General features: G+C 35.5%; 17 protein-coding genes and 1 tRNA gene. 7 read left to right on the forward strand and 11 right to left on the reverse strand.

The window, feature by feature from the left end:
* The first annotated feature begins 201 nt into the window (after positions 1-201).
* Positions 202-2001 (forward strand): hypothetical protein, encoded by a 1800-nt coding sequence (locus M0D58_RS01695; protein WP_248393085.1) that lies wholly within the window; start codon positions 202-204, stop codon positions 1999-2001.
* 837 nt (positions 2002-2838) lie between these two features.
* On the opposite strand, the gene M0D58_RS01700 is transcribed toward M0D58_RS01695, so the two are convergent.
* From M0D58_RS01700 to xth, 5 genes are all read right to left on the reverse strand, one after another.
* A complete protein-coding gene (locus M0D58_RS01700; protein WP_248393086.1) occupies positions 2839-4959 on the reverse strand; it encodes a patatin-like phospholipase family protein in 2121 nt (706 codons plus the stop codon).
* 750 nt (positions 4960-5709) lie between these two features.
* Positions 5710-5796, reverse strand: a tRNA-Ser gene (locus M0D58_RS01705).
* Positions 5797-5938: 142 nt separating this feature from the next.
* Positions 5939-6304, reverse strand: coding sequence for a response regulator transcription factor (locus M0D58_RS01710; protein ID WP_248393087.1), 366 nt, complete (start codon positions 6302-6304; stop codon positions 5939-5941).
* Between the two features lie 92 nt (positions 6305-6396).
* Positions 6397-6786: a Fur family transcriptional regulator gene (locus tag M0D58_RS01715; protein WP_248393088.1), complete on the reverse strand. Its 390-nt coding sequence runs from the start codon at positions 6784-6786 to the stop codon at positions 6397-6399.
* Between the two features lie 146 nt (positions 6787-6932).
* The gene (xth, locus tag M0D58_RS01720; protein ID WP_248393090.1) at positions 6933-7703 is read right to left on the reverse strand and encodes an exodeoxyribonuclease III; all 771 of its coding nucleotides are present in this window, start codon (positions 7701-7703) and stop codon (positions 6933-6935) included.
* Between the two features lie 194 nt (positions 7704-7897).
* On the opposite strand from xth, the gene M0D58_RS01725 reads away from it, so the two are divergent.
* Positions 7898-8515 (forward strand): DUF4142 domain-containing protein, encoded by a 618-nt coding sequence (locus M0D58_RS01725; RefSeq protein ID WP_248393091.1) that lies wholly within the window; start codon positions 7898-7900, stop codon positions 8513-8515.
* Positions 8516-8595: 80 nt separating this feature from the next.
* Here the strand turns inward: M0D58_RS01725 and M0D58_RS01730 are convergent, their stop codons facing one another.
* Both M0D58_RS01730 and M0D58_RS01735 read right to left on the reverse strand, forming a co-directional pair.
* Positions 8596-9195 carry a DNA-3-methyladenine glycosylase gene (locus M0D58_RS01730; RefSeq protein ID WP_248393099.1) on the reverse strand — a complete coding sequence of 200 codons (600 nt, stop codon included), beginning with the start codon at positions 9193-9195 and terminating at the stop codon, positions 8596-8598.
* A gap of 39 nt (positions 9196-9234) precedes the next feature.
* Entirely contained in the window at positions 9235-9831 is a 597-nt protein-coding gene (locus tag M0D58_RS01735) for a Crp/Fnr family transcriptional regulator (RefSeq protein ID WP_248393101.1), read from the reverse strand.
* A 285-nt stretch (positions 9832-10116) separates the two neighbouring features.
* On the opposite strand from M0D58_RS01735, the gene M0D58_RS01740 reads away from it, so the two are divergent.
* Entirely contained in the window at positions 10117-10923 is an 807-nt protein-coding gene (locus M0D58_RS01740; protein ID WP_248393103.1) for a cyanophycinase, read from the forward strand.
* 70 nt (positions 10924-10993) lie between these two features.
* Here M0D58_RS01740 and M0D58_RS01745 read toward each other — a convergent pair whose 3' ends face one another.
* Both M0D58_RS01745 and M0D58_RS01750 read right to left on the reverse strand, forming a co-directional pair.
* A complete protein-coding gene (locus M0D58_RS01745) occupies positions 10994-11362 on the reverse strand; it encodes a response regulator transcription factor (RefSeq protein ID WP_248393105.1) in 369 nt (122 codons plus the stop codon).
* A gap of 2 nt (positions 11363-11364) precedes the next feature.
* Positions 11365-12864, reverse strand: coding sequence for a sensor histidine kinase (locus M0D58_RS01750; RefSeq protein ID WP_248393107.1), 1500 nt, complete (start codon positions 12862-12864; stop codon positions 11365-11367).
* 238 nt (positions 12865-13102) lie between these two features.
* Here M0D58_RS01750 and M0D58_RS01755 point away from each other — a divergent pair, with 238 nt between their 5' ends.
* From M0D58_RS01755 to M0D58_RS01765, 3 genes are all read left to right on the forward strand, one after another.
* On the forward strand, positions 13103-13867 hold the full coding sequence (locus tag M0D58_RS01755; RefSeq protein WP_248393109.1) for a Rossmann-fold NAD(P)-binding domain-containing protein: 765 nt from the start codon (positions 13103-13105) through the stop codon (positions 13865-13867).
* 138 nt (positions 13868-14005) lie between these two features.
* On the forward strand, positions 14006-14167 hold the full coding sequence (locus M0D58_RS01760; protein WP_248393111.1) for a hypothetical protein: 162 nt from the start codon (positions 14006-14008) through the stop codon (positions 14165-14167).
* A 169-nt stretch (positions 14168-14336) separates the two neighbouring features.
* Positions 14337-16373 (forward strand): PAS domain-containing sensor histidine kinase, encoded by a 2037-nt coding sequence (locus M0D58_RS01765; RefSeq protein WP_248393113.1) that lies wholly within the window; start codon positions 14337-14339, stop codon positions 16371-16373.
* 28 nt (positions 16374-16401) lie between these two features.
* Here the strand turns inward: M0D58_RS01765 and M0D58_RS01770 are convergent, their stop codons facing one another.
* Complete coding sequence (locus tag M0D58_RS01770; protein WP_248393115.1) at positions 16402-16908, reverse strand: hypothetical protein; 507 nt, start codon at positions 16906-16908, stop codon at positions 16402-16404.
* A 170-nt stretch (positions 16909-17078) separates the two neighbouring features.
* Here M0D58_RS01770 and M0D58_RS01775 point away from each other — a divergent pair, with 170 nt between their 5' ends.
* Complete coding sequence (locus M0D58_RS01775; protein ID WP_248393117.1) at positions 17079-19232, forward strand: glycoside hydrolase family 97 protein; 2154 nt, start codon at positions 17079-17081, stop codon at positions 19230-19232.
* An 87-nt stretch (positions 19233-19319) separates the two neighbouring features.
* Here M0D58_RS01775 and M0D58_RS01780 read toward each other — a convergent pair whose 3' ends face one another.
* Complete coding sequence (locus tag M0D58_RS01780) at positions 19320-19640, reverse strand: hypothetical protein (protein WP_248393119.1); 321 nt, start codon at positions 19638-19640, stop codon at positions 19320-19322.
* Positions 19641-19673: the final 33 nt, after the last annotated feature.

Raw genomic sequence — 19673 nt, forward strand, 5'->3', positions numbered from 1 at the left:
TCAGAATAAATTTTATTTTATAAAAGTTTCGGGCAAATCGAAGATTTGCCCGAAACTTTTTTACTTTCTGATGATTTTAGACATAATCACACAAATTAATCTATTATTGTAAGCATAATTAATTTAAAACTGATATTTTTGTGTCCAGTGAATAAGTTGATGGGAATTTAGAGGTAAGCAATTATTTTAATCAATATAAAAATGATCAAAAAGCCTTTACACAATTTCCATATTCCCGTAATGGGATTGGCGTACACTATTGACAGTCCTGTCCGTGTGGCGCAGTACGGAATTTCATCCGTAGTTTCTATAATTGATGATGAGATTATAGAAAAAATGAAAAATTTTTACAGCAACCGGTTCAACCTGAATTATGCAAGTATTTCGACAAGGGTTGAGGACTACCGTGCCAAGAGAATTACCGCGTATCTCAATATGCTGGATGATATTGTGACCGAAAAATTTGAAGCCTTTAAAGAGGAACTTTCAAAAAATAGAATGGCACTTGCCAATTTTGCGGATATGCTTCCCAACACTTCGGAACTGAAAGCCGGTCTTGAGCATTTCATGACCCAGAAAGAAGGAATTGCTTCTGCTATTAAAAACTTTATCGAAAAACATCTTTCTCCGGGAAATATTGATGTCAATATCATGACGAAAGTTGATAAGGATAATTTTAAAAACAAGCAACAGCTGCCAGTAACCTATAATGATGCACATGCCTCATTGCGTGGATTTGCAAATAGCAAATTGTCTTCATCGGTAGTGCTTTCGGCAGGAATGAATCCCAGACTTTACAGTTATATCGAAGAATTTGAAGATTTTTATCCTGATGAAAAAGGAAGTATTAAAAAGAAAATTATTCTTAAAGTAAGTGATTTCCGTTCTGCGATGATTCAGGGGAATTTTTTAGCTAAAAAAGGGCTCTGGGTATCGGAATACAGGATTGAATCCGGGCTGAATTGCGGCGGACACGCCTTTGCAACGGAAGGACTTTTACTGGGACCTATTCTTGAAGAGTTTAAAAATAAAAAACATGAACTTATTGAATCTTCCCATATTTTAATGAATAAAGCATTGGAGCAGAAAGAAAAAGCTCCTGTTGTCCAGCCTTTAGAATTAAAAATTACGGTTCAGGGTGGAGTTGGAACAGCTGAAGAACATGAATTTCTTTTAAATACCTATAATATTGACAGCATTGGCTGGGGCTCTCCTTTTTTACTGGTTCCTGAAGCGACCTCAGTGGATCACGAAACCAGGAAACTTCTTTCAGAATCAAAAGAAAAAGATTTCTATATCAGTAATCTATCCCCGCTTGGTGTGCCTTTTAATACGGTTAGAGATTCTTCCAATGAAATCATCAGACGTCAGAAACAGTCGAGAGGCAGATATGGAAGTTCTTGTCCTAAAAAGCTGCTGGCTTTAAGTAAAGAATATTCACCGGAAGGAATTTGTACGGCATCGAAAAAATATCAGGAACTGAAATTACAGGAACTTGAATCGCAAAAATATGAGTTTAGTTCCGAAATATATCGTAGAAAAAGACACAATATAACCGAGAAAGCATGTCTTTGTGTTGGTTTAGTAAATTCCGCATATCTTGAAAACGGTATTGAAATAAAAGGGGAGCAACAGGGCGTTGTGATCTGCCCCGGCCCGAATCTGGCGTACTTTGATAAGGAAGTTTCACTTTTGGAAATGGTAAAGCATATTTATGGTAGATCTAATGTTATTTCACATAAAAACAGGCCAAATATTTTCGTCAACGAAATGAAAATGTATATTGATTATCTGAAAAAGGAAATTGAAGAGTTTTCAGGAAATATAACAGCAGGCCAGATAAAAAAATGGAAAAATTTTAAGGAAAACCTACTTCAAGGTATTGAATATTATGAGAACTTACTGAAAAAAACAGATTTTTTCAAAACAGATCTTAATCTGAAATGTCTTCTACAATACAATAAATCAATACTATCAGGCATTGTAATTCCTGAAAATTAGTCAACTGAAAATTAATTGAAATTGTCTATGTGATTTTTTTTAATCTAAAATCTTTAAAGTCACATCAATTTAATTAAAATTGTTCTATATATAAAGTGCTACAGGAAATTGTAGCACTTTTTGTTTTATATTAACTTGAAATTACCTTTAATATCAAATTAAAAAAACTGAAGGAAAAATGAACAAAAGATTACTAAAATACAATATATCACAGTAATCCATTTTATACTTGATGCTGCATAAATTTTTAACTTTGAGTGGTTAATCAATCTGTTCAGTGAATTTTCTATTTCGAGCCTTTCATCAATATGACCAACCTCTTCAGCCTGTAGCTTCTGGACCCGATATATTAACTTTTTAGTCAGATAGTTTTCACCGATATCGCATAGATAAGCTATAAAAGGAAGTATAAGTGCATATTGCAGAAAAGGAAACATCGGGAATATAGCCGAATTATACTCTCTTGAAAAAAGGTAAAAATGCGTAATCAGCAAAAAAATACTTGTATAAGCAAATGGCATAAAAATATTGTCCATTTTCAGTGATTTTGTAATAATTTTTTGGGTTTTCGGGTTGATTTTAAGAATGATTTCGTTAAACATTCTACTCTTGTACGGAAGCTGGAGATCAAATATAGAAAAGTAGATCACGCAATTTTCCTTTTTCCTGGATTTGACTTCATAATAGAGGGTTGGTGCAAACGAAGAAAGACATGCACTTGTAATAATGGTGCCAAATATCATAAGTATTGAAAGCCATAAAATAACCTGGTCAAAATTTTCAATACACAGGTCAAAGGTTTTTCTAAAAATATATATAAATAACATAATTGAAAATTTAGTTGGTAAAACTGGATTTTTCTTTTAGTTTAGGACTAAGATTTTTATAAATCTCTGCCATTCCGCGTTCCTTTTTATAATTTTCCCAGTCGAAGAAAATATCAGGATATACAAAATCTTCTAGCTTAAAATCAGTAATTCCGAAATCGGATTTTGCTTTTTGAAGGAGCTTATCCCGATCTTCAAAATTTAATTTTTTGCCTGACAGAAAGATCGTAGCGGCCAGTGCGCCTCTGTAAAACAGTTCAATCTGCTCATACGATTTTGGTGCAAAATTTAGCCAGCTTATTTTTCCTGTATCTACACTTCGTACTGTTTTTCGGAAGTTGCTGTTTCTGATTAAAAAATCACGATCATAAAAATAGCGCATCGTTGAAATCATGGATAGGGCAAGCTTGGATTCATTATCTATCAGTTTATATAAATCGTCATTATCATACTCTAACTTAATGCCGAAAGTAGGTCGGGTAGGTATTGTGTGATGATTGCTGTCATAGAAAACATTGATAGGAAAATTTGATAGCGCTCCGCCATCTACAAAGAGAATCTCATTATTTCCCTGAATAAAATTCTTATAAGAGCCCAATTTTGTTTTCCAGGTTTCATTGATATTAATAAGTTGGGTATTAGACATCGTAACTTTATAAGGCTTGAAGAAAAAAGGAATTGACATAGAAGCTCTTACGTACTCTGCCGGCGAGATCGATTCGTCGGTTCCCCAATAAAACTCATGCATTCCGGGAAATTCAACTTTAATTTGGTTGGTAATGTCTGCCGCAACAACCACAAGTTGCTGAAAAAATCTGTTACCACATGCATTTACGATATTTTTTGTGTTTATAAAAAGTTTTTTTAGTATTTCCTCAATTATTTTATCGTTATTATTAATAGAAATAAATTTTTTTGTAGTGAGAAATTCGTTGATTATTTTAAGATCCTGCCAATTAATCTGGCTAAAATTGGAAATCCCACAAATTAATTGGATAAGGAGATGATCGACGAATTTCTGATCTTCGGCAGCCAAGTTATTTTTTGTTAGGTAATCGTCAAAAATTTCTTTAAGCTGTATATCTATCATTCTGTCTTTTAACTCATGCCAATCATTCTTTGAATCGTGCGGCTTATCCTGTTCTCCTATTTTATTTTCAGCACCACCATCAGAGGAATTTGTTGTTTCTTTAGTAGTATTTACTAATTTTTCTGTACTTTCATTACCATTGGAATCTGTATTTTCAAAATGAGGATGATCAGGGACATAATAACACCGGTAAAGATCATTTTCTGTAAGCATTTTCCTTTTAAGATCACTAACGGTCTTAATGCCATTATTTTCCATGAGCCCCTGAATCCATTCTTTGAAATTATCTCCCGGATTAATACCCATTTTTTCGCTATTGAAGTATAATAGCCGTAAACTTGTAATATTTCTAATAAGCAAGGCTATACAAATCATAAACCCTATAATGGCCGCCAGAAGAGTTCGATTAATCCATATTTGCCATGAAGCGGGATAATGCGTTAGAATTCCGACTCCGGTACCGCTAACAATAATTAGTAACAATAATATAGGCAAAAAGATAACGGTTAATCTCAGCCTGTTTTTAATTCTCTTAAGAAGAGGTCCTCTTTCTTTATTTGAAAAAAACTGTAAAATAAAAGATCTCCAAGAGGGATGCCCGTCTACCAGTTCCCGCAAATCTTTTTGGGATAAATATTCAATAATTTTTTCCGAACGGGTTTCGTAACATTGTCTGATAAATTCTTCTTTCATACCCATCATAATAGCATCCCGGCGCGAATATACGCAGTTGAGCATCATGGTGTTGATAGCACCTGCGCTTGTGCCTGCGCTGTTTAAAAAAGAAATTCCCATTTTTTCAAGAATGTAGGTATAGCCCGCCAGTGCAATGCCGTGGACACCTCCGCCTTCTTGAATCAAATCCACATATTGCCTTGATGATTTTGGATTAATTCCGTATTTTCTGAGAAGGTCTTTTTTAGAATCTTCCCAGTTGATATTATCTCTGATATCAGAAACATGTAAGGAATCATTACTATAAAGTTTCTCGAGATGATCCAGCATGTGTTCAACAGTTTGAGTGAAATCTATTACATTCATGGTATTTATAATTTTATTTGTGATTATAATAGTTCAGATCGGATGACCGAATAACATCTTAGCATGGTTTATAATTCGGAAACAATCACTTAAGGAAGCTGATTTTTCTTTATAACCATGATGAGAGTAAATGTCTTAATTCGAAACCAAATGAGTGAAAATCTGGTCTTTTAGAAAAATATAGGATCGTTTTTTAAGTACCCTCAATGCAAAAGAATAATTTCATAATAATGGTTTTTAGTTTATATAAAGATAATTAAAACGGATGGTATGTAAAATAACACTTTTGTAGTATTTTGCTTTAACATCTTCAGTCTTAGTTTCTTAAGCAGGTAATTCTTTACATGCAAATGCGTATATGTTAGTTTAGGTTTAGAAAATTAACATGTATCAACTATAGAAGGAATTATTCAGATATTTGTAAATGAATGTTATAGTACCAAAAAAATATTATTGTGCTCTGATTTTATTCTTTTTGATGAAGATAACAGATGGAATGTTTTGTGTGATAACTTTAATGCTTTAGTAATTTACTTTTTGTTACCACTTTTTGCAAGATGTACAATCGTTAAACTGCCTATTGGTCAGGCTTTCCTTGATTTTTCGTGACCCATTTTTTCTTTTTTGAATGGGACATGAAATAGGACATATAAATCGTGACCTATTTTGTTTTTTCTGATACTGCGCTAAAACAAAAAACGCTGTAAACATTGATGTTTACAGCGTTTTAGCTTATTTTGGTTTCCCAACTGGCGGAGAGTGAGGGATTCGAACCCCGGACCTGTTACAGTCAACAGTTTTCAAGACTGCCGCAATCGACCACTCTGCCAACTCTCCAGAAACTCCGATTATATCGTCGTTTTCAGTGGTGCAAATATAGAAATATTTTTTATACCTGCAAAATATTTTTTATATCATATTTATGCACCATATTTTTCAGCTGTCAGATAAATGTTTTGGAAATTGAACCCCCTTTAGATTAATTGCTTGGAACCAACAGGTTATCAATTTTCAGCAGTACAGCATCAATATCGAACGGTTTGCTGATAAATTCATCGGCGTTGCATCTGCTGATTACTTCATGATCTTTTGCGTGTGCACTCATAATCATAATAGGAATATTTGACGTTTCAGGACGTGTTCTCAATTCATTGCAAACATCAATCCCGTTTCCGTCGGGCATCATCACGTCCAGGATAAAAATATCAGGAACTACAGAAAGATCTCTGTTGTTGAATGCTTCTACTGTAGAGAAAGAGCGAACGTCGTAGTCTTCGAATGACAGGAGGAGCTGTAATGCATCTCTGATGCCTGTCTCATCTTCAAGTATAAAAATTGTTTTCATAACGGTTGCATCGCAAAAACAAAGCCAAATCATTAATGACAGAAAATTTTATAATAATTATTTAAAGAATTTTAATTTTCGAATAAAGTGTATTATTGAATCTGACTGCATTTGGGGCATATTCCGCTGATGACAAAATTATAACTATGTGCCGTAAAATTTTCAGGAAGATTAATTTCAGGAACCACATTTTCAATACAGGTCACTTCTTTACAATTTTCACAATTAAAATGTAAGTGATTATGTGAGTGTCTTTCCTTATTGCAATGGTTGCACTTCGCATAATTGACAACCCCGTCCATATTGATAATTTTATGAATTTTTCCTTCTTTTTCAAGCCTTTCCAAAACACGGTATATCGTTACCCGATTGCAGAGACCATTGAGCTTTTCCTGTATTTCATGATGTGATAAAGCACTGGTAGCATTGCTTAAGAGATGGAGTATTTCTGTTTTTGCCTGGGTGTTCCGTACCTGTTTCATATTGAATTGCTAATGAAAATATGATGTAATATGCAACAAAGTTACAATAAGAATTTGTATATAATCTTAATATATAAAATGATAGTGCCTAATATGATGACATGCTTAAACATCAGATAGATTTTAGTCTATAATCGCGTGAAAAATTAATCAAGGGTAAGCCAAACCGGAGCATGGTCGCTGCTTTTCTCCCATCCGCGGATATGCTTATCCACGCCTCCTGATTTCAGATTTTTAGACAGATAAGGACTCAGCAATATATGATCCAGCCGCATTCCCGCATTCCGGCTGTAGGAATTATAAAGGTAATCCCAAAATGTATAAACAGTTTCTTCGGGATAAAGCGTACGGATAGAGTCTGTCCAGCCTTTTTTTAGAATTTGCTGGTATGCTTTTTTTACCTCAGGCCGATATAAAGCGTTCTCTTCCCAACGTTCAGGTTTGTATACATCAGATGCGGTGGGAATTATATTGAAATCTCCAATGACAACTGCGGGAAGATCCATTTCTATAAGCTGATCCAGTCTTTTTTTTAGGCGTTTGATCCATGAAAGCTTATAATCGAATTTTGGTCCGGGATATGGATTTCCATTGGGGAGATAGAGACAGCATATAACGGTGTGGTTAATGATTGCTTCAATATACCGGCTTTGTTCATCTTCCGGATCTCCGGGTAAAGATCGCTGAACTTCGGTGATTTCCATATCTTTTGCCAGTATTGCAACACCATTCCAGCTTTTCTGTCCTTTCCAGATTGCGTTGTAGCCTGCAGCATTGATTTCACTTACAGGAAATCGTTCCTGCGGAGCTTTCAGCTCCTGAAGACACACAATGTCAGGTTGAGCTTCTTCCAGCCAGCGAAGTAGGACAGGAAGTCTTCCGTTTATTCCGTTTACATTATAAGTTGCTATTTTCATAAGCTGCAGGGATTTATTTTTTCATATCCACAATATTTGTTCCATATGAAAGCTATGTTGATGCATAATTTATTATAAAAAAATAAGTTGTGGTATCATAAATAACTTATTTGTTAAACTTTGGCAAATAAATTGTTACTATCAGCGTGAGCAATATAATTGCTATTTATCTTTAACCATTTTACAATAATATTATGAAAAATTCAATTTTAACAGTTCTTGCAGTTGCTGCAATGGTAGCTTGTAAGAAAAATGAAACTACAACTTCCGATCAGTCTGCAGATTCAACAACAATGTCTGCTCCTGCAGATACCTCAATGAATAGGGGAGATTCTGCCACTACAGTGATGTCGGATTCCAATGCTGCAAACAGCACATTAAGTGCTCAGGATAAAAAATTTGCAGACGCAGCAGCGACAGGTGGTATGATGGAAGTAATGCTTGGACAGCTTGCTTCAACCAATGCTTCTAGTGCAACTGTAAAATCATTGGGAGCAATGATGGTAAAAGATCATGGAAAAGCCAATGATGAACTTAAAAAGTGGGCTTCTGCATCCGGATATACCTTACCGACAAATTTGAACGCTGACCAACAGAAAAAACATGACGAGCTTAAAGCTAAAAAAGGTGCAGAATTTGACCGTATGTATGCAGATCTTATGGTAACAGATCACCAGAAAGATATTGCTGAATTTAAAAAGCAGGCTTCTGAAGGATCTGAAGCATCTCTGAAGTCTTTTGCCAGCAGTACTCTTCCTACATTGGAGCATCATCTGATGGAATCTGAAAAAGCAAAGACTGCTGTAAAATAAATATATTCAATATTTATTATAAATCCAATTTAATTACGGAAGATCAAAACTCTTCCGTAATTTTTTTATCAATTATTTAATTACTTTTTACTTACATACCGATTCTTTTTAAGGTAAAACCGAAGCGGCAGTTGGGCATGTTCATCAGCATAAGCAACCCCGATCCGTGGGGTAGAAGCAATATCCTCCGTACGATACTGTAATCCAGAATCTTCAATCCAAATATCTTCTCCTGTCAACGGTTTTCTGTTGAATGTCATATCGATACCCAAAGCTTTGCAGACAGATCCGGGACCTGAAGAAATGGATTTGTCGGATGAAGACCTGTTTCTTCTGTTTTCGATAACCGAGAACCCCTGGTATGGCTCGACAGATCTTATAAGAACACTTTTAGGATCGTTTTTTAGTGAAACCACAATATTAAAAAGATGATGAATGCCATAACATAAATAAATGTAAGAATATCCACCCGGCTGATACATAGCTTCTGTTCTCAATGTTCGCCGTCCGCCGTAAGCATGAGAAGCTTTATCCTCTTCTCCGAAATATGCTTCTGTTTCAGTAATAATTCCGGCGGTGATTTCTCCGTTTTTCTTCGTGAAGAGTATTTTGCCTAAAAGATCCTGGGCAAGGAAAATAACATCTTTATTCTGAAAATATTCTGGTTTTAGCTTTGCCATAAAACAGCGTATGATTGAAATGTAATAATTTTTTTACTGTTAAACGTATATTTTTCTTTCAATAATTTTAAGATAATTTTCTTTTTCAAGCTTTTTGATGCATCTTACCACGGTTTCCGTACGCAAACCCGTGATTGCGGCAAGTTCTTTTCTGGTAAAAGGAACTTCAAAAGCAAATTTAGACATATTATTGCTGAAACTTTTATGATATTCCAAAGCGCCTTTAATCCTGATTTCGGGATGAAGCGACGAATTGTTCTGCAGCATGATGTATTTATAATACAGCCGTTGGGACAAAAAACTGTTGATATCCATTGAAATATTGGGGTTTTCATCCAAAAGCTTCATGAATTTTTCTTTAGAAAGAGTAATAATGCTTGTAGGCTCAATGGCAACTGCATTTACGGGATATTTTTTATCAATAAAAAGCAAAAGTTCACAGACACTGAAACCATTATGCAGAACAGCAAGAATAAGTTCTTTGCCGTCTTCATTAAAATGGCTTAGCTTTATCCGTCCTCTTCTGATTTGGTAAAACAGTCTCGGCGTATCTCCTTCGTTGAAAATAATCTCAGAATTTTTCAGGTCTTCAACTGCTGCACCGTACGATAGCAAAAGTTCTTCTTCAATTAGCATGGATATGGTTTAAGGTTAAAAAGCTGTGAAGATGTATTCTTGACATCTTATCCTTCGAAGTTATTATTATAAAAGCGAAAAGATTATGACCTATATCATATCACCCTCATTTTCTTTAATATGAAATTTCATATCACCATCATAATAAAACAAATTGTATTTGCATTGATTAGAATCAATCATATTGTTAGAGTTCTTTCGTAAATTCGATAGAAACAGAAAACAAAATATTGATTATCATATGAACAGCAAAACGAAAGACAAGGCAGTTCCAAAGGGAAATTATTGATTATCGGGGGAAAAGAAGACCGTGATGGAACAGAAGTGGAAATAAAGGATAAAAATAAAAATTTCATCCCTCACGAAATTCTTCAGCTTCTCATAAATGATAAGGCAGACAGAATTGAAGTTATTACCACGGCAAGTTCAGAGCCTGAAAGCATGCGCGAAACCTACACCAAAACATTTAAAGAAATAGGATATACTAATTTCGGATTTATTCATTTCACCGGTAAAGCTGAAGATGAGTATGTTCAAAGAATCAGAAAAAGTAAAGCTGTCTTTTTCACCGGAGGCGATCAGAACAGAATTTGTAATGAAATAAAAAATACCGAAATCTGCGATGTACTGATGGAGAAATACCTCGGTGAAAAGGATTTTATAATTGCCGGAACCAGCGCAGGAGCAATGTGCATGCCTGAAATTATTATTTGTGAAGCCGAAGATGATGAGGCGATTTTGGAAAACGATATTAAACTCGCATCAGGACTTGGACTTTTATCGGGCTGCATTGTAGATACTCATTTTGTTCACAGAGGAAGGTTTGGAAGACTGGCACATGCCGTAATGCTTCACCGTGAATGTTTCGGAATTGGTTTGGTGGAAGATACTGCACTTTTAATTGAAGAAGGAAAGAAGGCGATCTGTAAAGGATCCGGGATGGTGATCGCAATGAGTGCGAAAGAAATCGGAAAAACAAATATAGAAACAGTGGAAGAGGGGCATCCTGTATATGCAGAAAATATAAAAGTTCATATCATTACGGACGGCTGTTCCATCAATCTGGAATCCGGAGAATTCAGGGCTTCCTAAACTCAGGAATAAAACAAAAGGAATATGCAATTTCAGCAGATTCCTTTTTTTATTTATATTTTAAAATTGCTTATTTCAAGACCAGCAGGCCATTTATTTTTGAAACAATATGATCAAGATCAAAAGGTTTCGCAACAAAATCATTTGCTCCCGCATCTGCTGCAATATCATCTCCGTCAACGCTTGCGGAAAGTACGATTACCGGAAGATCTTTAATGTCCTGTGTGTTTCTGATTGCTTTTAAAACCTGGTCACCCGACAAAAGGGGCATCCAAAGATCAAGAAGAATAAGATCCGGTTTGTCGATCTGGATCTGCTTAATGAGGTTCGTACTGTTGATTTCGGTGAAGACGGTAAAACCTTCAGATTCCAGGAGCATCTCCAGGACATCAAGTATACCTTGGTCATCATCACAGACCATTATTTTTTTGCTATTCATTCTTAGTGATTTTTCATAATGGGTAATGTAAAACTAAACGTAGAACCTGCCCCGATTTCACTTTCTACCCAAAGTGTCCCGCTGTGGTTGGCAATAATTTCATGTGAAATATAAAGTCCGATTCCCAGTCCCGGAAATTTTTTCTGTATTTCTCGTGCCCTGAAAAAGCGGTCGAAAATTTTCGCTTTATCCTGAGCACTTATTCCCATTCCGTAATCTGTAACCGAAACTTTCACGAAATTTCCCACCCTGTTGATATAAATATCTACTTTATCTGATCCCGGAGAGTATTTTATGGCATTCGATATTAAATTATTAATAACCTGTGAGATCTGCAGCTCATCCCCTAAAATAGTAGCATTAGTAGATCCTTTCAATGATATTTTATGATGCGGGGCAGATACGGAAAGATTATCAACGGTATCGCGAATGGTTTTGTCAATATCAAAAGGATCAAGATGGAGTTCTATATTTCCCGACTGTATCTTGGAGGTATCCAGAAGATCCGAAATAAGTACGTTCAGACGGTCTACATATACCGATACTTTATCAAGAGTTGTATTAAATCTCTCCGGAGAATTTTCCGGAACCATTCTCTGTAAAAGCTGTACAAGACCTTTTATAGTGGTAAGAGGTGTTTTAAGTTCATGACTTGCAATGGAAAGGAAATCATCTTTTCTTCGGTCAAGTTCTTTTTTTTCTGTAATATCTTCAATTGCAATAAGAATTCTGTCTTTATATTGACCTTCAAATTCAATACGATAAGCATTCAGGAGCATTACCTTTTTACCAATATGTGGAAAATCGTGTTCTACTTCATAATCAATTACCGGATTATTGGTCGGTAATATTTTCGTCAGGAGTTTTTTCAGAGGATCAATATCCCATTGATGATTACCCAGTTCAAAAAGGATTTTTCCTACGGTATCTTCTGAAGTTACTTTAAATGAATTTAAAAAATGCGTATTCGCACTTAAAACTTTATAATCAGCATCAAGTACCAACAGACTTTCCCTCACGGTCTGAACAATACTTGAAAGAAAAGCTTCGCTGTCTACAAGTTCTTTTGTTCTTTCAAGGATCTTTCTTTCTACTGAAGATTTTTCTTCCCTCAGCTCATGCTCTGCTTTTTTACGTTCCGTGATATCATTTTGCACTCCGATAAAATGAGTAATAATGCCTTCTTCATTTTTTACAGGAGAAATATAAAGTTCATTCCAGAAAAGTTTTCCGTCTTTTTTATAATTTCTTATTTCAAGTTTACAGTCTTTTCCTTTTATGATACATTCTTTAATGAATTCTCTCTCCGGCTGAGATCTGTCTTGTCCCTGAAGAAACCGGCAATTGTGCCCGATGATTTCGTCATGTGAATACCCTGTGATGGTTTCGAATGCTCTGTTACAGTAGATGATAGGATTGTCCGGCTGGGTATTATCTGTAATGATAATTCCGCAGTTGGCCGAATTCAGAGCCTGTATATAGATGTCAATGTTGTTATTCATCGGATTATAGCTGTTTGTCAAGTTTCCAAGCTTTAAACTTTCATTGATGTGCAAATATGGGAAAAAGAAGAATGTTTTGCAAATTTCCATAAATGCTACAAGGTTATTCGCAAATAATATGCCTTTAATATATTTTTTAAATTTAATCTTAAAAAAAAATAAGTGTTTTTTTACTTTAAATTATAATTGGTGTATTATTAATTTCATAAGAATATATCTTTGTGCTTTATACTGAAACATGAAAAAGGTCGGAATTATAGGCTATGGCTGGTTGGGGTCAAGAATAAGCAGAAACTTTGCTGAAAGTTTTGAGATGCATGCTACCACAACATCACCGCAAAAGCTTAAAAATATTCGCTCTGAAGGAATTCAGGCGGATCTTGCAGTTTTTAATGAAGATGAAAAGCAATTTCCGGATCCATGGAATATTGCTCCGGAGCTTGATGTCATTATTATCACGGTTCCTTTTTCAGAAAGAAGAACATCAAAGGAAATACTACAAAAAAAGCTTTCAAGCTTAATTTCATTCATAGGAAAATTTGAAAAACAACTGTTTTTTATGAGTACCACAAGCGTTTACCCTGACGAACCGGGTATTTTTAAAGAAGAGATGTTGCCTTCAGAAAATATTTTTACAGAAAATAAAATTAAAGAAGCTTTTCCACAGATTAACATTCTGAGGCTTGGCGGATTGATGGGAGATTCAAGGTTACTGAAGAATTTTAACATCTCGGATCTGTCCGGAGTTGTCAATCATGTTCATTATGAAGATGTTTCAGCAGTGATCCTGAAAATGATTGAAAAGGATGTTCGTGGTAAAGTTTATAATGTTGTGGCGCCGCTTCATCCTTTAAAACAGGAAGTGATTGCCGCTCAGAATAATCAACATAGTGATGATATGCAGTATAATAATAAAGAAAGAATCATCTCGTCTGAAAAACTCATTACTGAATTAGATTTTACCTTTATACATCCTGATCCAAAAAACTTTCATCTGGATTAATAATATTAATTTAATGTAAATTCATTTATATAAGAAAATATTTTCAGGTTTTGCTAAAAAATGGTCTGCTTTATGCTAAGACAATAGTAAGCTGGTTAAAAGCTTACACCATAATCAAACACCTTAAAATATTAAATTATGAAAGAATTTACACAATGGGAAAATTCCCCGTCGCTTAACAGAGAAATTGAACGCCAGAAAGCCCTTAAAGTTCTTGAAAAAGCAAAAATGATAAAAAGAAAAGTTGTTTTCCTGCCTAAAGGAGCTACAGGAAATGCAAGATTGAACGATATTTTTTAATGTATTTGTTTAAGACTACTTTAAGATTTATCGCATGAATCACTATCCATAAACCATAGCAGTTTTCTGTTATGGTAATTTTTTTTAAAATAATTTTTACTGAAACTATAACACATTTTTTACAGAATAAAAGATGATTTATAAATAATATTTTAATATTTTAGTCAATATGAATTCTCCGGAACAAATCGAGGCCGAAAAACTACTTTCCGTACTTTTTTATTCTCCCAATGCAACTGCTGTTTATAAAGGTGATGATATCACAATTATCAGTGCCAATCAGGCTATGCTTAGTTTTTGGGGAAAAGATAATACTATTATAGGAAAACATTTTCGTACGGTTCTTCCGGAATTGGACGATCAACCTTTCTTCGATATCCTGAAAAATGTTTGGGATTCTGGAGAGACATTCACCGCAAAAAATTATCCTGCCATTTTGCTTACAGAGGATGGCCCGCAGAAATTCTATTTTGATTTCGAATACAAAGCAATGCTTGATGAATCTGGAAAAACGGAATATATTCTTCACACCGCATCTGAAGTTACAGAAAGACAGCAGGCAATGAATCTTGTTGAAGAAAAATCAATATCCGAACAAAAGCTGATTAATGATCTTTCTGCGCTGAATGACGAATATCTTACGACCAATGAAGATCTCGTCCTTAAACATGAAGAACTCTTTGCCATCAATACCGAACTCCGTAAAATAAGAAAGAAGCTCATCACAGCAAATCATACTTTGGCTGAAAATGAAAAACGCTTTAAAACCCTGGTAGAAAAATCGCCGGTTGCGATGGCTTCTTTGAAAGGTGACCGGTTTGAAATTGATATTGTGAATGATATGGTATTGCAGATCTGGAATAAAGACAGGTCGGTTATTGGTAAACCACTGGAAGAAGCTCTGCCAGAACTGAAAGATCAGGTTTTTATTGATATTCTTTCTAATGTTTACAAAACTGGCCGTCCTTATTATGGTAAAGAAATTAAAGCATTATTCCATAATGGAGAAGAGATGAAGGAGCATTATCTCAATTTTGTTTATCAGCCTATTTTCGATGAGAATAACAATAGTACATCCATCCTTATTGTTGCAACCGACGTTACAGAACAGGTAATCGCAAGAGAATCAGTGACAGAGTTCAAAAACAGGCTGGAAATTGCTATGGATGCAAGCAGGCTGGGGTCAACAGAAGTAGATCTTGCAACGGGAAAAATGGAAAGTACTCCACAATTCAAATACAATTACGGATATGCGGCAGATGAAGAATTCACTTATCCGGATCTTTTTAATGCAATTTTCCCCGAATATCGAGATCATGTCAGAGATCTTGTTCGGGAAGCAATTCTTACAAACGGAATATACAAAGCCGAGTACCCTGTAAAATGGAGGGATGGATCAACTCATTGGATACAGGCACACGGACGTCCAAGGTACGATAAAAACGGAGTCGCCGACAGAATGGTGGGGATGACAACCGAAATTACCGATAAGAAATTAGCGGAACAACGGAAAGATGATTTCCTGAGTGTGGCAAGCCACGAGCTCAAAACGCCACTCACCGCCGTAAAAGCTTCCATACAGCTGCTGAATCGTATTAAAGATAAGCCTTATTCTCCTACCCACCTCAGATTAATTGAACAGTCCGATAAAGGAATTGAGAAAATGTGTTTGTTGATTGATGATTTACTAAACATGAGCAGGCTGGGGCAGGATCAGCTTATGCTGCAATATAATACATTTAACCTTCATGATATGTTGGCCAAAAGCTGTAACCATATAAGGATTGAAGACAGATATCAGATCATTTTGAAAGGCAATCAGTCGCTTAAAGTACACGCAGATGAACACAGAATAGAACAGGTTATTGTAAACCTGGTCAATAACGCTATGAAATATGCAAAAGAATCTATGGAAATCCATATTTTGACAGAATCTCTCGAAGATTATGTGAAAGTTTCCGTACAGGATTTCGGAGAGGGAATTTCAGAATCTGTGCTTCCCCATCTTTTTGACAGGTATTACCGCGCCGATCATCTGGGAACAACGTATTCCGGACTTGGTCTCGGACTGTACATTTGTTCTGAAATTATCAGGAAACATTCAGGAAAAATAGGCGTAGACAGCAAAATAGGCGAAGGCAGCACATTTTGGTTTACCCTTCCGAAAAAAACAGAGCACATCATTGCCGATGCTGCTCTGAATTAATATATCAAGAATATATTCCCGGATGTGATTACTGTAAACTTCTCACATTCACATTCGGACTTTCTCCTTTCGGTACGATAAAGATTGCATCATCATTTACAGAATCGCCGCTGTCAAGGTAATATCCTGCAATAATAGGAATGACAAAGCTTTGGTATTTACCTTCCTTGGTGTAAGCCCAATAAGTGACATTTACATTTTGAGGCTTAAGTTTAAGATCAATTTTTTTTGATGTAAGTTTAGCTCCTGTAGCATTAATGCAGTTAACTTCCACTAGTGTATTGCTGGGAACGAGCTGCGGAGCATTACTAAGCCGGACATTATAGCTTTTTTGAGTATTGTTCACCAATTTTGCAGATACCTTATAACGGTCGAATTCTTTGCCGCCAACAGTTATCGCTTCTTTATTAAGGATATTAAAGGTAACGGAAAGTCCGTTAACATCTACTGATTCACCATCTGTTATTTTCTGTGCACTGACAAAAGAAAAAGAGGTAACTACAACGAAAATAGAAGAATAAAATAGTTTTTTCATAATAATATTGAGTTTAGAATGGTGTATATTTTAAATAAAATTAATGAAAATTATGAATATACCACACTTCTTTACTAAAGTTTAATATTATACAAGGTTAAATGATTTATGCTTGAAAACATTGTCCCTGGTTAAAACTTTATTTACCTTTATCATACCAAATTACTGATATGAAAAAATATACCATTGGAGCATTGTTGTTCTCGATAATGCTTATAAATGTTAATGCCCAATCCTTACAATCTCCTGACGGAAAGTTTGAAATGAACTTTCAGCTGAAGCAGGGAATTCCGTATTACAATCTGAAATATAACGGAAATGTAGTGGTGGAGGATTCCAAATTGGGGCTGAGATTATTTAAAGATACCGCCATTAAATTTGCTTCGGAAATTGCAAAACCCGAAGATGCCAAATTTGACCTCAACAACGGCTTTACCAAAACAGAAGAAAAAAGGGATTCTAAAAATGAAATCTGGCAGCCTGTGTTGGGAGAGAAAAAAAATTATGTCAATCAATACAATGAATTGGCGGTAACTCTTCATCAGGACGCTACAGATAGAAATATTGTGGTTAAGTTCAGGCTGTTCAATGACGGATTAGGATTTCGGTATGAATTTCCCCAGCAGAAAAACCTGAATTATTTTGTGATCCGTGAAGAAGACTCGGAAATTGATTTTCCAACGGATATGAAAGCATGGTGGATTGCAGCGGATTATGACTCCCAGGAATACCAGCCGCAGACAACAAAAATCTCTGAAATTCCCGGTCGATGGGATCAGGCATTTGATAAACATTCTTCCCAGACTTTAATAAAAAATGCCGTACAGTCTCCTTTAATGCTGAAAAAAGAAGGTAAAGATCCTTTGTACGTAAATGTTGGAGAGGCAGCGGTGTTAAATTATCCTGCTTCACATCTTGAAGTAGATCCGGTTAATTTTAAATTTAAAACACACTTAACTCCCGACAGACAGGGTGCAAAAGGATATATCCAAACCTCTTCCGTTTCCCCGTGGAGAACAATCATTGTTTCTCCTAAAGCAGAAGAAGTTTTAGCATCTAAAATGATGTTTAACCTGAATGAACCTACAAAATATACCGATACTTCATACATTCACCCTACAAAATACATGGGCGTCTGGTGGGAAATGATCATCGGGAAGTCACAGTGGGCATATTCCACAGCTGAAAACGTTCATATCGGAGTGACGGATTTTTCCAAATTAACACCTAACGGAAAACATGCCGCGAATAATACGAAGGTAAAAGAATACATCGATTTTGCGGCAGCCAACGGTTTTGGCGGATTACTTATCGAAGGATGGAATGCCGGCTGGGAAGATTGGTTTGGACACTCAAAAGAATTTGTTTTCGATTTCATCACACCTTATCCTGATTTTGATATCAAAATGCTGAATGAATATGCACATTCAAAAGGAATAAAGCTTATCATGCACCATGAAACTTCAGGTTCGGCCACGAACTATGAAAGATGGGCAGACAAAGCCTTCAAATTAATGAATGACTATGGTTATGATGCCGTGAAAACAGGTTATGTAGGAGACATCATACCAAGAGGTGAACATCATTATTCCCAGTGGACGATCAATCATTTCTATAGAATTGCAGAAAAAGCGAATGAATATAAAATCATGGTGAATTCTCACGAATCGGTAAGACCCGGAGGAGAGAGCAGAACGTACCCGAACTGGATCTCCGCAGAAGCAGCAAGAGGAACGGAACATGAAGCTTTTCAGGGTAATAATCCGGATCACCAGACGATTCTTCCGTTCACGAGATGGATGGGAGGATCTATGGATTATACACCGGGAATTTTCCAGACGAAACTGGATTATTATTTTCCGGGTGATAAACGTTTTGTAAAAACAACGCTGGTAAAACAGCTCGCTTTGTATGTGGTGATGTATATGCCGCTTCAGATGGCTTCAGATTTGCCTGAGAATTACCAAAAACACATGGATGCTTTCCAGTTTATTAAAGATGTCGCTGCAGACTGGGATGATACGAAGATTTTATCGGCAGAACCGGGAGATTATATCATCACGGCCAGAAAAGCAAAAGGCACAGAAAACTGGTTCGTAGGAGGAATCACCGACGAAAATAAACGTGATTACACGGTAGATTTTTCATTTTTAGATAAAGGAAAAAAATACGAAGCCACGATTTATGAAGATGGGAAAGATGCGGATTACATCAACAATCCACAGAGTTACAATATCTACAAAAAACAGATCACGAGTAAGTCTAAAATCAATTTTAAAATGGTAAGAAGTGGCGGTTTCGCAATTTCAATAAAACCATTGTAAGCATATACATATACTTGTCAAAGTTTTAAATTCCTGATCTGAGGAAAGAAAAGCTCCGGTTAATTCGATTAACCGGAGCTTTTAACTTTAATGATGTCTTACACCTTTTTGGTGGTAATTAATATCCTTATTTACCGCTTCATAATTTTTTGGAATATTTCCGGACTGTTCATCAAATGCATGATTTCCCGAAAAATTCTGTTCCGTTACCGGAGTTTCAAAATGGATTTCTTTACCATTTTTATAAAGTTTATTGTCAAAAGTCCGGTATATTTTATTCTCCTCATAGGTATTTCCGTCGGGAGCCGTAAAAGTTTTCACTTTCGATTTCTTTTTTCTGTTTATTCCCCAGGCAACTGCTGTTCCTGCTCCTACAAGCGCTAGCGCTATTTTTATTTTGTTATTCATAATATGATGATTTTTAATTAATTAAATGTTAAC

The organism is Chryseobacterium nepalense, from assembly GCF_023195755.1.
GTDB lineage: Bacteria > Bacteroidota > Bacteroidia > Flavobacteriales > Weeksellaceae > Chryseobacterium > Chryseobacterium nepalense.

Coding starts and splice junctions, on each gene's coding strand:
- M0D58_RS01755 (WP_248393109.1), top strand. CDS start 13,103: ATGAAAAAGGTCGGAATTATAGGCTATGGCTGGTTGGGGTCAAGAATA.
- M0D58_RS01735 (WP_248393101.1), bottom strand. CDS start 9,831: ATGCTAATTGAAGAAGAACTTTTGCTATCGTACGGTGCAGCAGTTGAA.
- M0D58_RS01770 (WP_248393115.1), bottom strand. CDS start 16,908: ATGAAAAAACTATTTTATTCTTCTATTTTCGTTGTAGTTACCTCTTTT.
- M0D58_RS01765 (WP_248393113.1), top strand. CDS start 14,337: ATGAATTCTCCGGAACAAATCGAGGCCGAAAAACTACTTTCCGTACTT.
- M0D58_RS01700 (WP_248393086.1), bottom strand. CDS start 4,959: ATGAATGTAATAGATTTCACTCAAACTGTTGAACACATGCTGGATCAT.
- M0D58_RS01725 (WP_248393091.1), top strand. CDS start 7,898: ATGAAAAATTCAATTTTAACAGTTCTTGCAGTTGCTGCAATGGTAGCT.
- xth (WP_248393090.1), bottom strand. CDS start 7,703: ATGAAAATAGCAACTTATAATGTAAACGGAATAAACGGAAGACTTCCT.
- M0D58_RS01780 (WP_248393119.1), bottom strand. CDS start 19,640: ATGAATAACAAAATAAAAATAGCGCTAGCGCTTGTAGGAGCAGGAACA.
- M0D58_RS01745 (WP_248393105.1), bottom strand. CDS start 11,362: ATGAATAGCAAAAAAATAATGGTCTGTGATGATGACCAAGGTATACTT.
- M0D58_RS01750 (WP_248393107.1), bottom strand. CDS start 12,864: ATGAATAACAACATTGACATCTATATACAGGCTCTGAATTCGGCCAAC.
- M0D58_RS01715 (WP_248393088.1), bottom strand. CDS start 6,786: ATGAAACAGGTACGGAACACCCAGGCAAAAACAGAAATACTCCATCTC.
- M0D58_RS01775 (WP_248393117.1), top strand. CDS start 17,079: ATGAAAAAATATACCATTGGAGCATTGTTGTTCTCGATAATGCTTATA.
- M0D58_RS01710 (WP_248393087.1), bottom strand. CDS start 6,304: ATGAAAACAATTTTTATACTTGAAGATGAGACAGGCATCAGAGATGCA.
- M0D58_RS01695 (WP_248393085.1), top strand. CDS start 202: ATGATCAAAAAGCCTTTACACAATTTCCATATTCCCGTAATGGGATTG.
- M0D58_RS01760 (WP_248393111.1), top strand. CDS start 14,006: ATGAAAGAATTTACACAATGGGAAAATTCCCCGTCGCTTAACAGAGAA.
- M0D58_RS01730 (WP_248393099.1), bottom strand. CDS start 9,195: ATGGCAAAGCTAAAACCAGAATATTTTCAGAATAAAGATGTTATTTTC.